This window comes from Rhodopseudomonas sp. BR0G17, assembly GCF_010907025.1.
In the GTDB taxonomy this organism is placed as follows: domain Bacteria; phylum Pseudomonadota; class Alphaproteobacteria; order Rhizobiales; family Xanthobacteraceae; genus Rhodopseudomonas; species Rhodopseudomonas palustris_H.
On the sequence record NZ_QUML01000026.1, the window covers coordinates 1 to 12,917 of the forward strand.

At 65.2% G+C, this 12,917-nt stretch carries 14 protein-coding genes; 6 read left to right on the forward strand and 8 right to left on the reverse strand.

The window, feature by feature from the left end; all coding sequences use genetic code 11:
• The first annotated feature begins 65 nt into the window (after positions 1-65).
• From DY467_RS18335 to DY467_RS18345, 3 genes are all read left to right on the forward strand, one after another.
• Complete coding sequence (locus DY467_RS18335) at positions 66-1,259, forward strand: M48 family metallopeptidase (protein ID WP_164638059.1); 1,194 nt, start codon at positions 66-68, stop codon at positions 1,257-1,259.
• Between the two features lie 179 nt (positions 1,260-1,438).
• Entirely contained in the window at positions 1,439-2,212 is a 774-nt protein-coding gene (locus DY467_RS18340) for a P-loop NTPase family protein (RefSeq protein WP_011160028.1), read from the forward strand.
• Between the two features lie 58 nt (positions 2,213-2,270).
• Positions 2,271-2,936, forward strand: a complete 666-nt coding sequence (locus DY467_RS18345) for a hypothetical protein (protein ID WP_107346060.1) — start codon at positions 2,271-2,273, stop codon at positions 2,934-2,936.
• A gap of 283 nt (positions 2,937-3,219) precedes the next feature.
• Here DY467_RS18345 and DY467_RS18350 read toward each other — a convergent pair whose 3' ends face one another.
• Both DY467_RS18350 and DY467_RS18355 read right to left on the reverse strand, forming a co-directional pair.
• A complete protein-coding gene (locus DY467_RS18350) occupies positions 3,220-3,765 on the reverse strand; it encodes an adenine phosphoribosyltransferase (RefSeq protein ID WP_107346061.1) in 546 nt (181 codons plus the stop codon).
• Between the two features lie 153 nt (positions 3,766-3,918).
• Positions 3,919-6,078, reverse strand: a complete 2,160-nt coding sequence (locus tag DY467_RS18355; protein ID WP_164638061.1) for an anthranilate synthase component I — start codon at positions 6,076-6,078, stop codon at positions 3,919-3,921.
• Between the two features lie 296 nt (positions 6,079-6,374).
• On the opposite strand from DY467_RS18355, the gene DY467_RS18360 reads away from it, so the two are divergent.
• The 3 genes from DY467_RS18360 (at position 6,375) to DY467_RS26245 (ending at position 7,270) form a co-directional block, all read left to right on the forward strand.
• The gene (locus DY467_RS18360; protein WP_107346063.1) at positions 6,375-6,569 is read left to right on the forward strand and encodes a type II toxin-antitoxin system HicA family toxin; all 195 of its coding nucleotides are present in this window, start codon (positions 6,375-6,377) and stop codon (positions 6,567-6,569) included.
• The gene (locus tag DY467_RS18365; RefSeq protein ID WP_164638063.1) at positions 6,569-6,775 is read left to right on the forward strand and encodes a type II toxin-antitoxin system HicB family antitoxin; all 207 of its coding nucleotides are present in this window, start codon (positions 6,569-6,571) and stop codon (positions 6,773-6,775) included. The genes DY467_RS18360 and DY467_RS18365 overlap by 1 nt, the downstream gene beginning before the upstream one ends.
• A 318-nt stretch (positions 6,776-7,093) precedes the next feature.
• On the forward strand, positions 7,094-7,270 hold the full coding sequence (locus DY467_RS26245; protein WP_199851773.1) for a hypothetical protein: 177 nt from the start codon (positions 7,094-7,096) through the stop codon (positions 7,268-7,270).
• Positions 7,271-7,307: 37 nt separating this feature from the next.
• Here the strand turns inward: DY467_RS26245 and DY467_RS18370 are convergent, their stop codons facing one another.
• The 6 genes from DY467_RS18370 to DY467_RS18395 all read right to left on the reverse strand — a co-directional run bounded on the left by DY467_RS18370 (position 7,308) and on the right by DY467_RS18395 (position 12,872).
• Positions 7,308-7,526, reverse strand: a complete 219-nt coding sequence (locus DY467_RS18370; protein ID WP_011160033.1) for an alkylphosphonate utilization protein — start codon at positions 7,524-7,526, stop codon at positions 7,308-7,310.
• Positions 7,527-7,658: 132 nt separating this feature from the next.
• Positions 7,659-8,348, reverse strand: coding sequence for an OmpW/AlkL family protein (locus DY467_RS18375; protein WP_164638065.1), 690 nt, complete (start codon positions 8,346-8,348; stop codon positions 7,659-7,661).
• Between the two features lie 232 nt (positions 8,349-8,580).
• Complete coding sequence (locus DY467_RS18380) at positions 8,581-8,841, reverse strand: hypothetical protein (RefSeq protein WP_164638067.1); 261 nt, start codon at positions 8,839-8,841, stop codon at positions 8,581-8,583.
• A gap of 178 nt (positions 8,842-9,019) precedes the next feature.
• Positions 9,020-10,930 (reverse strand): propionyl-CoA synthetase, encoded by a 1,911-nt coding sequence (locus DY467_RS18385; RefSeq protein ID WP_164638069.1) that lies wholly within the window; start codon positions 10,928-10,930, stop codon positions 9,020-9,022.
• 180 nt (positions 10,931-11,110) lie between these two features.
• Complete coding sequence (locus DY467_RS18390) at positions 11,111-11,869, reverse strand: tetratricopeptide repeat protein (protein WP_164638071.1); 759 nt, start codon at positions 11,867-11,869, stop codon at positions 11,111-11,113.
• Positions 11,870-12,068: 199 nt separating this feature from the next.
• Complete coding sequence (locus DY467_RS18395; protein ID WP_107346069.1) at positions 12,069-12,872, reverse strand: SDR family NAD(P)-dependent oxidoreductase; 804 nt, start codon at positions 12,870-12,872, stop codon at positions 12,069-12,071.
• Positions 12,873-12,917: the final 45 nt, after the last annotated feature.

Genomic DNA, 12,917 nt, shown 5'->3' on the forward strand with positions numbered 1-12,917 from the left:
CCCCGACCCCTCCCCGCAAGGGGGAGGGAGGTTCAGGCCGGCGCTGCGAGGATTGGACACCCATCATGGCCGCCTACGGTCTCTATACCCACATCGCCGCCAACAAGACCCGGTCGGTCGTGCTGCTGATCGGTCTGTTCGTGCTGGTGTATGTGCTGGTCTATGCCGGCGCGCTGATCGCCGAGGTGGTGATCGATGGCGAACGCACGGTGCCGGACTATCTGCGCGCCGCCACCGCTGACCTGATCAAGGCGGCGCCGTTCGCCACCATCGGCGCGGCGCTGTGGATCGTGATCGCCTATTTCTTCCACCAGAAGCTAATCGACGCCGTGACCGGCGGCCATACGGTGACGCGGGCCGAGCAGCCGCGGCTCTACAATCTGCTCGAGAACCTGTGCATCTCGCGCGGCATTCCGATGCCGAAGCTGAAGATCATGGACAGCGAAGCGCTGAACGCCTTCGCCAGCGGCCTCAATCCCAAGCAATACGCCGTCACGGTGACGTCGGGGCTGGTCGAGCGGCTCGACGATGCCGAACTCGAAGCGGTGCTGGCGCACGAGCTGACCCACATCAGGAACGGCGACGTGCAGTTGATGGTGATCGCGGTGATCATCGCCGGAGTCGTCGGGTTCTTCGGCGAGTTGATGTTCCGGCTGTTCTTCCAGGGCGGGGTACGGATCGGCGGCGGCTGGTCGGGCGGCGGCTCGTCGTCGTCCTCTTCCTCCTCGTCGTCGGGCGATCGCAAGAGCGGCGGCGGCGCGATCATCGTGGTGATCCTGGCGATCGTGCTGATCCTGCTGGCCTGGCTGCTGTCGCAGGTGGTGAAGCTGGCGCTGTCGCGGTCGCGCGAATTCCTCGCCGACGCCGGCTCGGTGGAACTGACCAAGAATCCGGATGCGATGATCTCCGCACTGCGCAAGATCGAGAACCGCGGCGAACTGCCCGGCGCGACCTCGGCGGTGATGGAGATGTGCGTCGACAATCCGCGCTCCGGCTTCTCCGATCTGTTCGCCACCCACCCTTCGGTCGAGGCCCGGGTCGACGCGCTGGTGAAGTTCGCCGGCGGACACTACCAGCCGCCGCTGCCCGCTTTGCCGGCGGAGCAGGATGACAATGACACCGCCGCCGAGCCTGAGGGTTCGACGGTCGATGGTGAAGCGCCAGCTTCCGCCGAGCCGACGCACGGACCTTGGAGCGACACGCCCGCGCCGGCGCCGAAACCATCGCTGCTGCGCGGGCCTTGGGGCCGGCGCGGCTGACCGCCCCAAATCAGCGGCACCGCCTCGCATCTGAACGATTTTGTTGAGGACCCGTCGGCGTCATTGCCCGACCGATTGAATTATCCCTTGTTTCTGCCATGTTCGCGCCCAAAGCAGAGGTCTGCACCTTGGCCGGCACGGCCGCGGTGGGGGATCGAACCGGCCGGTAAAGGAATCTCATGGCGAAGCCAGCAGTGATCGTCGTCGGCGCAGACAAGGGCGGCGTGGGCAAAACCACGGTGTCGCGCACCCTGCTCGACTATTTCAGCGCCAACAACGTCCCGACCCGCGCCTTCGACACCGAGTCGCCGCGCGGCACGCTGAAGCGCTTCCATCCCGACATCACCGAGATCGTCGACATGACGTCGACGGCCGACCAGATGAAGATCTTCGACACGCTGAACTCGGCGGTGCCGTCGGTGACCGTGATCGACGTCCGCGCCGGCCTGTTGTCGCCGGCGCTGGCTTCTCTGCGCGACATCGGCTTCCTCGATGCGGCGCGCTCCGGCCAGATCACCTTCGCGGTGTTCCATATTCTCGGCCCGTCGATCGCCTCGCTCGACGAAATCGCCGAGACCGCCAACTTCATGATCGGCGCGAAGTACTTCCTGACGAAGAACTTCATCAACAACACCAGCTTCTTCGAGTGGGACCAGGCGACCTACAATTCGTACTTCCACCGCATCAAGGACGCCACCGAGCTGACGATTCCGAAGCTCAACGAAATGGCGTACGAGCAGGTCGAAGTGTCGTCGGTGCCGTTCCTGAAGTTCGTCGCCAACAAGGGCGTCAGCGGCGAGCCGGCCAACTACTCCTTCGTGCTGCGCGGCTATGTCCGGCATTGGCTCGCCAATGTCTGGAGCGAGTTCGACCGGATCAAGCTGACCGACATCGTCGGCAAGGACAAGAACGGCCGCGGCACCCCGGTGACCGACGAGCCGGGCGAGAAATAGTTCGCACCGCTGAGGAATCCGGCTATATCGGACGGCCCTCCCCGACCGATACAGCCTGATGTCGCGCACTCCGGTTTACATCGTCTGTTCGCCGCGCCCGTTCGTCGGCAAGACCCTGATCGCCCGCGTGCTCACCGAATATCTGCTGCTGCAGCGCGGCTCGGTGCTGGCGTTCGACATCAACGTCAAAGAGCCGTCGCTGCTCGACTATCTGCCGCGCGTCACCGAGACCGCGCAGGTCGACGATACCTTCGGCAAGATGGCGCTGATGGATCGGCTGATCCTGAACGACGGCCTCGCCAAGGTGATCGACCTCGGCTTCCACGCCTTCGACGAGTTCTTCGACACCTTCGCCGAGATCGGCTTCATCAAGGAAGCGGTGCGGCGGCAGGTGGCACCGGTGGTGCTGTTCCTCGCCGACACCGACCGCAATTCGGCGCGGGCCTATGACCACCTGCAGGATATCGTGCCGCCGCGGCAGCTGATCACCATTGACAACGAGCACATCCTGCTCGGCGAGCTGCCGGCGGTGTACGCCCACGGCCGGGTGATGCGGATCCGCGGGCTGCCGCCGTTCCTGAAGACCTATATCGACCGTGTGAACTTCTCGTTCACCGGCTACCTGCGCGCCGAGCCGGACGCCTCCACCGAACTCAACCAGTGGATCCGCACCAACTACACGACCTTCCGCGCGCTCGAGCTGGAGCTGACGCAGGGACGGTAGCGCTGCAGTCGCAGCCCCACGGACAACCTGCTCTTCCCCGCAGATGACCTGCTCCCTCGCCACCATAGGCGAGCCTTCTTTGCAGTATTGCAGCGGGAGCGTTCATCCCCGATCTCGCCTTGCAGCCGGCGGGCTCCCTCGCCCCGCTCTTGCGGGGAGAGGGCTGGAGTGAGGGGCTGCGGCTTTCCAGCGGATGCCGCAGCTTACTGATATGCAGTGCCTGGCCCCTCACCCGGATTGCTGCGCAATCCGACCTCTCCCCGCATGGCGGGGAGAGGTTAAGTCAATGCCCTTCGAACGCGACCAGGGTGCGGACCGGGACGCCCATGGCGCGGATCTTGGCGGCGCCGCCAAGCTCCGGCAGGTCGATTACGAAACAGGCCGCGACGACTTCGGCGCCGATCTGGCGGAGCAGCTTGATGGCGCCTTCGGCAGTGCCGCCGGTCGCGATCAGGTCGTCGACCAGGATCACCTTCTCGCCGGGCTTCAGCGCGTCGACGTGGATCTCGATGATGTCGGTGCCGTATTCCAGCGCGTATTCCATCGACACGCAGGTATGCGGCAGCTTGCCCTTCTTGCGGATCGGCACGAAGCCTGATGAGACCTGATGGGCGATCGCGCCGCCGATGATGAAGCCGCGTGCCTCGATGCCCGCCACCTTGTCGATCTTCGAACCCGCCCAGGGCTGCACCAGCTCGTCGATCGCCCGGCGGAACGCCCGCGGTTCGCCGAGCAGCGTGGTGATGTCGCGGAAGATGATGCCAGGCTTGGGATAATCCGGAATCGCCCGGACGCTGGCTTTCAAATCGTTTGCAAACTCGGGGGTCATCGGCGCGGGTCTTTCGTTACGGATGGGCGCAATTCGTCATCGGAAGGCGGGAGGCGCAATCGGGCAATTCGGCTGAGTTACCGCCGGGGGTGGTAGCAGAGCTCCCCCGGCGGGCCTTCGATCTGGATCAATCGGCGCCGCAGGCCATTTGGCCTAGACTGGCTGGCCGAGCCGGAAGGCGTTTTCGACGATCCGCAGCCCGACCTCGCCGCCGAGCGACATCAGCGACTCGGGGTGGAATTGTACGCCGCCGACCGGCAGGGTCTTGTGCTCGATCGCCATCGCGATGCCGTCGTCGGTGGAGGCGGTGACGGTCAGATCCTTCGGCATGTCGCGCATGTCGACATACAGCGAATGGTAGCGGCCGATCGTGACTTCGTTGGGCAGCCCGCGCATCAGCGTGCCGCCGCGCACCTGGATCCGCGACGGCCGGCCATGCGCCGGCTGCGCCAGCTGGCCGAGCGTGCCGCCGAAATATTCGCCCATCGCCTGGACGCCGAGGCAGACGCCGAAGATCGGCAGATTCTTGGCAAGCGCGGCGTCGATCGTGTCCTTGATCTTGAAGTCCTCCGGCCGGCCGGGGCCGGGCGACAGCACCAACAGATCGTAGGCGTTTTCGGCCAGCATCTTCAGGCCGTGGACATAGCGCACCACGGTGACCTGGGCGCCGACCTGGCGGAAGTAATCCGCCAGCATGTGCACGAAGCTGTCGTCGTGGTCGACCAACAGCACCTTCTTGCCCGAGCCGGTGGCATCCGGCGCTACCGCCGACAGCGGCTTAGCCGGATCGCCGCGCAGCGCCTGGAACAGCGCCGCGGCTTTGACCTGGCATTCCTTGTCTTCCGCCACCGGATCGGAATCGAACAGGCAGGTGGCGCCGACGCGAACTTCGGCGAGGCCGTCTTTCATCCGGATGGTGCGGATGGTGAGGCCGGTGTTGATCGAGCCGTCGAAGCCGACCACGCCGAACGCGCCAGCGTACCAGCGGCGGGGGCTGCGCTCGTTGTCCTCGACGAACTGCATCGCCCACAGTTTCGGCGCACCGGTGACCGTCACCGCCCAGGCGTGGGTGAGGAAGGCATCGAGCGCGTCGAAGCCCGGCCGCAGCATGCCTTCGACATGGTCGACGGTATGGAACAGCTTCGAATAGGTCTCGATCTGGCGGCGCGCCAAAACTTTGATCGTGCCCGGCACGCAGACCCGCGCTTTGTCGTTGCGGTCGACGTCGGTGCACATGTTCAGCTCGAACTCGTCTTTCTCCGAGTTCAGGAGCTTCTGGATCTGCTCGGCGTCGCTGATCGCGTCGCTGCCGCGGGCGATAGTGCCGGAGATCGGGCAGGTCTCGATCCGGCGGCCGTCGGAACGCACGAACATTTCCGGCGAGGCCGACACCAGGAATTCGCCGTCGCCGAGATTCAGCAGGCCGCCATAGGGCGACGGATTGATCCGGCACAGCCGCTTGAACACTTCGGCCGGCGACCGCTCACACGGTTCGCCGAACAGCTGGCCCGGCACCGCCTCGAACAGGTCGCCGCGGGCGAACGCCGCGCGGGCCTTCTCGACCACCTTGGGATAGTCGCCCGGGGCATGATCGGCGAAGCCCTGCCGGCCGGTCTGGGTATAGACGCTCTCGGCGGTTTCGTTCGGCAGTCCGGCGGTGGACTGGCCCTTCCAGGCAAATTCATACGAGATGCTGACGCCGCGGCCGGTGGCGCGGTCATAGGCCAGCAGGCGATCCGGCACGTACAGCACGATGTCGCGCTGGTCGGCCTCACGGGCTCGCTTCTGCTTCAGGTCCTCGAACTGGAACACAAGGTCGTAGGCGAAGGCGCCGTACAGGCCGAGCATCGGATCGGCTGGCGAGGCGAAGGCGGCGACGACGGCGCGCACCAGCGAGATCGCGCTGGCGCGGCGGGTGCGCTGCTCCTCATCGACCGGCGCTTCGCCGCGGACGATATGGCCCCTGATTTTGGTGGCGCAGGCCTGCTCGACGACGACGCAGGGCTCCTCAAGCTTGTCGGACAGGAACGCAATCAGCACCCGGCCGCGCGGATTGAGCGCCTCGATGGTGAATTTCTCGGCCTGGGTGGTGAGCGCCAGCGGCGGATCGGCAAAGCCGAGGTCGAAGCTCTCGTAGCGGCCCGGCACGGTCGTGCCGGACGACAGCATCACGCCGCGGCGATGATCGAGCAGGTCGATCAGCTCGTCGAGCGCCTGACCGCCGGTGAAAGGCTGGGCGCTGCGCGTCACCGCGAGGCCCGTGGCGGTCTTGTAGTCGCTGGTCGCGGGAAGCGAGAAAACGGTCCTGTTCATGGCATCCTCTTAAGCAACTTGCCGGAGGAACGCCACACAGGACAAACGAAAGCCGCCTCGCGTGGCGGCCTCAGGACGATCGGAAATTAACGGGATCGCACGGCCACCTCTGGTCAGGAGGTGCGCCACCAACGACGTCTAAGCAGCGGGGTCGGGCGGAACGTGCGCATGGATCGGAGACGACCACTGCGGCCGTGCGGAGTCAAGGGGCTGCGGACGCCGCGGGATTGCGACCAAAGCAGCAGGTCGCGGGGCGAGATCTAGGCTAATTTGGTCCAGCCGGCAGGGGCCAACCGATGAAGGTTCGAGACGTCATTCTGCTGATCGAAGCCGACGGGTGGATCCACATCGCCACCCGAGGAAGTCACCGGCAGTTCAAGCATCCCTGGAAGCCTGGCCGGGTCACCATCGCCGGCAAACCATCCGACGATCTTGCTCCGGGCACGTTTGCCAGTATCCTGAAACAGGCTGGTTTGAAGGAGCAGCGCTGATGCGCTACGCGGTGGTGATCGAAAAAGCAGAGGGCAACTACTCTGCCTATGTGCCTGATCTGCCCGGCTGTGTGGCCACCGGCGACAGCGTCGCTGCCGTCGAAATTGAGATCCGCGAAGCGATCCGGTTTCACATCGAGGGCCTGAAGGAAGACGGCCTGCCCGTCCCTGCTCCAACCAGTCTGGCGGAGTACGTCGAGACATAACCGGTTTTGGCTTTAGGAACGCCCCCGCGGGTTCGGCGTTCTCCTTGCGCATGCCGGGTGACAACCGGCCGCAACGGGGACGGCGGACGTGGCTCATTTTGCCGGTTTCTGGCCACGACACCAACGCATCGGTACGCGCTGACGCCTAACCCGTTCCCGGCATGCATCCTTTAAGGTAGTTACTTCCTTGGGTCACCGTGGGGACAACGGCGACAACTTCCTGCCATCGCAATCACGCCGTATTCGCACGCAACTTCCGCCCCAATCGGAAGATCGGATTTCGGTTCCGTGACGTGTCGACTATCAGTGAGTGACCCGATGCCGAGCAGACTGGATCAACAGATCGACCGGATCGTCGCCGAAAACGGCGGCAGCCTGCATGACGCGCTGCGCGCGCTGATGCAGGTCAACGAACATCTCGAGGCGGAATTGGAAAGGCTGCGCGCCGTGATGGTGTACAGCCAGGCCTGTGCCGACGGTCAATCGCTGCACTAAGCGATCGTGGCAAGCGCCCTGCACCGGGCGCGCTCCCTCACGCCTTCTTCAAGAACTCCGTGCGCAGCACCAGGCCCTTGATCTTGTCCGTGCGGCCTTCGATTTCGTCTTCGCTGTCGGTGAGGCGAATGCCGCGGATCATCGTGCCGCGCTTCAGCACGGTCGACGAGCCCTTCAGCTTCAGGTCCTTGATAAGGGAGACGTTGTCGCCATCGGCGAGCAGCGCGCCGTTGCAGTCCCTGACTTCGATGCTCATGTCGGTTCCTCGTTTCGGTGGCGCAAGCCAAAGCAGGAATGCGGCGTTCGCGCAATGCCGCGGCGGGTGCATCCAAATGAAAAGCGCGAGGCGGATCGCTCCGCCTCGCGCTTGGTGTTGAAGCCGAAAAGCTCAGAACCGGTAGGTGATGCCGGTGCCGATCAGCCACGGATCGAGGTTGACCTTGCCGGTGATCGGGGTGCCGTTCGCCAGTGTGCCGCTCCACTCGGGGCGCAGCCACAGCTTCTTGACGTCGACGTTGATGCCCCAATGCTGGTCGATCATGTAGTCGAAACCGATCTGCACCGCCGGCGCAAACGCGTCCTTGAGGTGGCTGTCGATCACGGTGCAGCAGGCCGCGCTCTGGCTGAAGAAGAAGGTGTAGTTCACACCGGCGCCGACATACGGCTTGAACGCGCCGAAGTCGGTGAAGTGATACTGCAGGGTCAGGGTCGGCGGCAGCAGCCAAGCCTTCCCCACGTCGATGCCGGTCAGGGGGCCGGCGCCCGAGACGCTGTGGCGGGTGACGCCGAGGATCAATTCGGCCGCGATGTTCTTGGTGAAGAAGTAGGTGATGTCGAGCTCGGGGACGATCGCGTCGGAGGTCTTGAGCGACGAGCCGGCAACCTGGTCGACATAGCCCGAATCCCGGGGCACCACGCCCAGCGCGCGCAGGCGGATCATCCACGGGCTGGATTCCGCCACAACCGGCGCCTTGTAGATCGGGCGGGTGGCGAGATCGGCGGCGTCGGCATTGGCCGACACGAGGTTGAATGCCGCCGCCAAAGCCAGCGCCGACACTGCGGTCAGAAACTTGGTCATAGATGCCCCTTTTGAAGCTCGGTCGCGTGAGCGGGAAACCCACGCTCAAGGTGCACAGATGCCGCCGGGGGCTAAGAAGATTTGATCTGAATCAAATCGGGAGGCGCCCGCTGCGTCATTGCGACGCGCGTGACTTTCCGGTCACAGATTCACGTCCTGCAGCGGGCAAAGCGGTATCGGTTCGCGCAGGAAATTCCCGACTCCGTGCACAAAGCGCAAGTGCCGCAGAGGCTTACGGACGTTCCGGATTGCGCATCATGTACTCGCCGAGATTGCGCTGGGCGCGATTCGCACGGGTGATGGCGTTGGAGCGCTGCACGTCGCGATCCTTCCGGCACGCGACGTATTCGGACGATCCTGCAACCACGCCGTTCTGCCGGCAGTAGGCATCGTCGTCGCCGATGTCCGCCGGAGCATCGTTGCGGCTTGCGCAGCCAGCGAGCGCGAGGGCGACGACGGACAGGGCGAGCAGGCGTTTCGAGGTTGACGGCATCAAAGGTCCCCAGAGCACGGGTCATTCCGGGGCGCTCGCGAAGCGAGCGAACCCGGAATCTCGTGGCAACAACATCGGGATTCCGGGGTCGCGCGTCACACGCGCGCCCCGGAATGACGTTGCGAGGCTTTGTCTAACCCGAATTGCGGAGTTTGTAAGTCCGCAACTCCGAGCTGGCTCAGCTGTGGCTCTTCAGCGCCGAGGAGATGTCGTCGAGCGCGGTCGGGTCTTCGATCGTGGCCGGCATCGTCCAGGCATCGCCGTCGGCGATCTTCTTGATGGTGCCGCGCAGGATCTTGCCCGAGCGAGTCTTCGGCAGCCGCGGCACGGTGATCGCGAGCTTGAACGCCGCCACCGGGCCGAGCTTGTCACGCACCAGCTTGACGATCTCCTTCTCGATCTCGGCCGGGTCGCGGTCGACGCCGGTCTTCAGCACGATCAGGCCGCACGGCACCTCGCCCTTGATCGGATCGTTGATGCCGAGCACGGCGCATTCGGCGACGTCCGGATGCGAGGCGAGGATCTCTTCCATGCCGCCGGTCGACAACCGGTGGCCGGCGACGTTGATGATGTCGTCGGTGCGGCCCATCACGAAGACGTAGCCGTCCTCGTCGACATAGCCGGCGTCGGAGGTCTTGTAGTAGCCGGGATAGTCGGCGAAGTAGCTCTCGCGGCAACGCTCGTCCTGCTGCCACAGCGTCGGCAGGTTGCCGGGCGGCAACGGAAGCTTGATCACGATCGAGCCCATCGAGCCAGCGGGCACCGGCTTGGCGCCCTCGTCGACGACTTCAAGCTTGTAGCCGGGCATCGGCACCGTCGGCGAACCGTGCTTGACCGGCAGCAGGCCGAGGCCAACCGGATTGCCGGCGATGCACCAGCCGGTTTCGGTCTGCCACCAGTGATCGATCACCGGCACCTGCAATTGCTGCTCGGCCCACTCCACCGTCGGCGGGTCGGCGCGCTCGCCGGCCAGGAACAGCGTGCGCAACTTCGACAGGTCGTATTTGCGGATGAAGCTGCCATCCGGGTCTTCCTTGCGGATCGCGCGGAACGCGGTCGGCGCCGTGAACAGCGCCACCGCGCCGTGCTCGGAAATCACCCGCCAGAACGCGCCGGCATCCGGGGTGCCGACCGGCTTGCCTTCATACATGATCGAAGTCGCGCCGTGAATCAGCGGGCCGTAGATGATGTAGCTGTGGCCGACCACCCAGCCGATGTCGGAGGCGCACCACCACACCTCGCCCGGCTTGATGCCGTAGAGGTTTTCCATCGTCCATTTCAGCGCGACGAGATGGCCGCCATTGTCGCGGACCACGCCCTTCGGCTTACCGGTCGTACCGGAGGTGTAGAGGATGTAGAGCGGGTCGGTGGCATCGACCGCGACGCAGTCGGCCTTCTTACCGGCGGACATCGCCTGCTCGCGCAAGCTCGCCCAGTCGTGATCGCGGCCCGCCTTCAGCTCGCAATCCTGCTGCGGCCGCTTCAGGATGATACAGGCTTCCGGCTTCACCGAAGCGAGCTCGATCGCTTCGTCGAGCAGCGGCTTGTACTTGACGATGCGGCCCGGCTCGATACCGCAGCTTGCCGACAGGATCAGCTTCGGCTTGGCGTCTTCGATGCGGGTGGCGAGCTCCTTGGCGGCGAAGCCACCGAACACTACCGAATGCACCGCGCCGATGCGGGCGCAGGCCAGCATCGCCACCATCGATTCCGGCACCATCGGCATATACAGGATGACGCGGTCACCCTTCTGAACGCCGAAGTCCTGCATGATCGCGGCGAGCGTCTGCACTTCGCGCAACATCTCGGCGTAGGTGTACTTGCTCACCGTGCCGGTCAGCGGCGAATCGTGGATCAGCGCGAGCTGATCGGCGCGGCCGCCGGCGACATGGCGGTCGAGCGCGTTGTAGCAGGTGTTGACCTTGGCGCCGGGAAACCAGCGACCATACAGGCCGAGCGAGGGATCGAACACCTTCTTCGGCGGCTCGATCCAGTCGATGCTCTGCGCGACCTCTCCCCAGAACCCTTCCGGGTCGGCCAGCGAGCGGGCATGAACCTCGCGGTAACGGCTCTTGTCATGGATAGTCATGGCGTCACGCTCCCGTGGATCTCAGGCGGTTTGCCCGCCATGTCCGGCTTTTAGGCGCGGCATGCAACCCCGCCTTTGTTCCTAATCAAGCCGCTTCCTTTGGTTCGGTCCCGGCCCGCGCGGCATTGTGGCGAGCTGCCAACGGGTTGCAAGCGCCCGCCGGAGGGCAGCGGCCGCCGTCTAGCTGCCGCCGCCACCCGACAATTGCCGCAGGCGTGCTTCCAGCACGGCACGCAGATCGTAGCCGGGGCGGCCGAAGCCGGCCTCGCGCGCGTCAACGAAGGAAGTGTGCGCCTGCTTCACCGCCCGCAGGGCCGCCGGCTGGCCGGCGCTGTCGCGGAGCGCCCGGCGGTACAGCGCATCGATGCGGCGATCGAGATCGGCCAGCGCCGGATCGGCACAGATCGCCTTGTCCACAGCCTTGCGGGCGCGGCGGCAGTCGAAGCTCGGCTTGCCGGCGACCGCCTGCTGGGCCCCGACCCGCTCGACCTCCAGCGCCAGCGCCTTGTGGTTGGCGCGCGCCGCGATGTGATCCGGCTTCAGCTTCAGAGCAGCGGAGAAGTCGGCCAGCGCCTTACGGGTGTCACCCTCGCCGCGCCACAGCTCGCCGCGGGCATTGAGCGCATCGGGCTGCTTCGGATCGACCCGCAGCGCGTCGTCGTAATCGGCGATCGCCCGATCGACTTGACCGATCCGGGCATGAGCGGCGGCCCGCGCCAGCAGCGCCTTGCAGCGCTCGCCCTTCTCGGTCTCGCGGCTGTCGATCACCTTGCTGCACTGCGCGATGGTGTAGCGATCGTCCGGCTTAGCCGCCGCAGCAAGGCAGGCGCCCGGATCGGCCGTCGGATCGTCCGGCGGCTCGCCACCGGTTGCGAAAGCGGGCGATGTAGCAAGGGTCGCTGCGATCAGGAAATTCGCGGCAATGAAAACAGCGCGCATCAAAATGTCTCGTAGCAAACGGCCTCGGCGTATCGTCAGACCCCGGTCCAATACAGCTGCGCTCTCGCCGCTTTCAGCGTCATTGCGAGCGGAGCGAAGCAATCCAGAGGCCCCGCATGCAGCGCTGGATTGCTTCGTCGCTTCGCTCCTCGCAATGACGACCTTGAGGCAAGCGCTCAGCGCAATCAATCGCTTGCGCTCAGTTCACCTTCAGCGTCAGGCCGCCGTCGACCACCAGTTCGATGCCGGTGACGTATTTCGACTCGTCGCTGGCGAGGAATAGCGCGGCATTGGCGACGTCCCAGGCTTCGCCCATGTGGCCCATCGGCACCTGGGCGTCGCGGGCGCGCCACATCGCATCGACGTCACCGCCCGAATAACTGGCCGCAAGGCCGGCGGAATGCGCCACCATCGGGGTCTTCATCAGCCCCGGCAGGATCGCATTCACGCGGACATGGTCTTTGGCGTATTCCACCGCGGTGTTGCGGGTCAGTGCGTTCATCGCCGCCTTGGAGGCCGCGTAGCTGACATAGGAGATGCCGAGATAACGGATCGACGCAATCGACGAGATGTTGATGATCGATCCGCCGCCCTGCCGCTGCATCACCGGAACGACGTACTTCATCGCCAGATAGGCGCTCTTCAGGTTGATCGCGAATACGCGGTCCCAATCGGCTTCGGCGACTTCGACGACGCCGCCGGTCTCGGCAATGCCGACATTGTTGTCGAGCACGTCGATGCCGTCCCACGCCTTGACGCAGGCCGCCACCATCGCCTCGACGTCGGCGGCGCGCGAGACGTCGGCGGCGAACGCGATGCCGCGGCCGCCTTCGGCCTTGATGATGTCGACGGTTTCCTCGGCTGCCGCGAGATTGCGATCGACGCAGAACACCTGCGCGCCCTCGCGCGCGAACGTCACCGCGGTCGCTTTGCCGTTGCCCCAGCCGGGTCCGATCGAACCGGCGCCGACCACCAGCGCGGTTTTGCCTTCAAGTCGTGGCATATTCTGTTGTTCCACTACACGCTACGGCCGCGCCATCACGGGCGC

Excerpts from the sequence above, each read along its gene's own strand:
- DY467_RS18335 (WP_164638059.1), top strand. The coding sequence starts at position 66 with ATGGCCGCCTACGGTCTCTATACCCACATCGCCGCCAACAAGACCCGG.
- DY467_RS18340 (WP_011160028.1), top strand. The coding sequence starts at position 1,439 with ATGGCGAAGCCAGCAGTGATCGTCGTCGGCGCAGACAAGGGCGGCGTG.
- DY467_RS18345 (WP_107346060.1), top strand. The coding sequence starts at position 2,271 with ATGTCGCGCACTCCGGTTTACATCGTCTGTTCGCCGCGCCCGTTCGTC.
- DY467_RS18350 (WP_107346061.1), bottom strand. The coding sequence starts at position 3,765 with ATGACCCCCGAGTTTGCAAACGATTTGAAAGCCAGCGTCCGGGCGATT.
- DY467_RS18355 (WP_164638061.1), bottom strand. The coding sequence starts at position 6,078 with ATGAACAGGACCGTTTTCTCGCTTCCCGCGACCAGCGACTACAAGACC.
- DY467_RS18360 (WP_107346063.1), top strand. The coding sequence starts at position 6,375 with ATGAAGGTTCGAGACGTCATTCTGCTGATCGAAGCCGACGGGTGGATC.
- DY467_RS18365 (WP_164638063.1), top strand. The coding sequence starts at position 6,569 with ATGCGCTACGCGGTGGTGATCGAAAAAGCAGAGGGCAACTACTCTGCC.
- DY467_RS26245 (WP_199851773.1), top strand. The coding sequence starts at position 7,094 with ATGCCGAGCAGACTGGATCAACAGATCGACCGGATCGTCGCCGAAAAC.
- DY467_RS18370 (WP_011160033.1), bottom strand. The coding sequence starts at position 7,526 with ATGAGCATCGAAGTCAGGGACTGCAACGGCGCGCTGCTCGCCGATGGC.
- DY467_RS18375 (WP_164638065.1), bottom strand. The coding sequence starts at position 8,348 with ATGACCAAGTTTCTGACCGCAGTGTCGGCGCTGGCTTTGGCGGCGGCA.
- DY467_RS18380 (WP_164638067.1), bottom strand. The coding sequence starts at position 8,841 with ATGCCGTCAACCTCGAAACGCCTGCTCGCCCTGTCCGTCGTCGCCCTC.
- DY467_RS18385 (WP_164638069.1), bottom strand. The coding sequence starts at position 10,930 with ATGACTATCCATGACAAGAGCCGTTACCGCGAGGTTCATGCCCGCTCG.
- DY467_RS18390 (WP_164638071.1), bottom strand. The coding sequence starts at position 11,869 with ATGCGCGCTGTTTTCATTGCCGCGAATTTCCTGATCGCAGCGACCCTT.
- DY467_RS18395 (WP_107346069.1), bottom strand. The coding sequence starts at position 12,872 with ATGCCACGACTTGAAGGCAAAACCGCGCTGGTGGTCGGCGCCGGTTCG.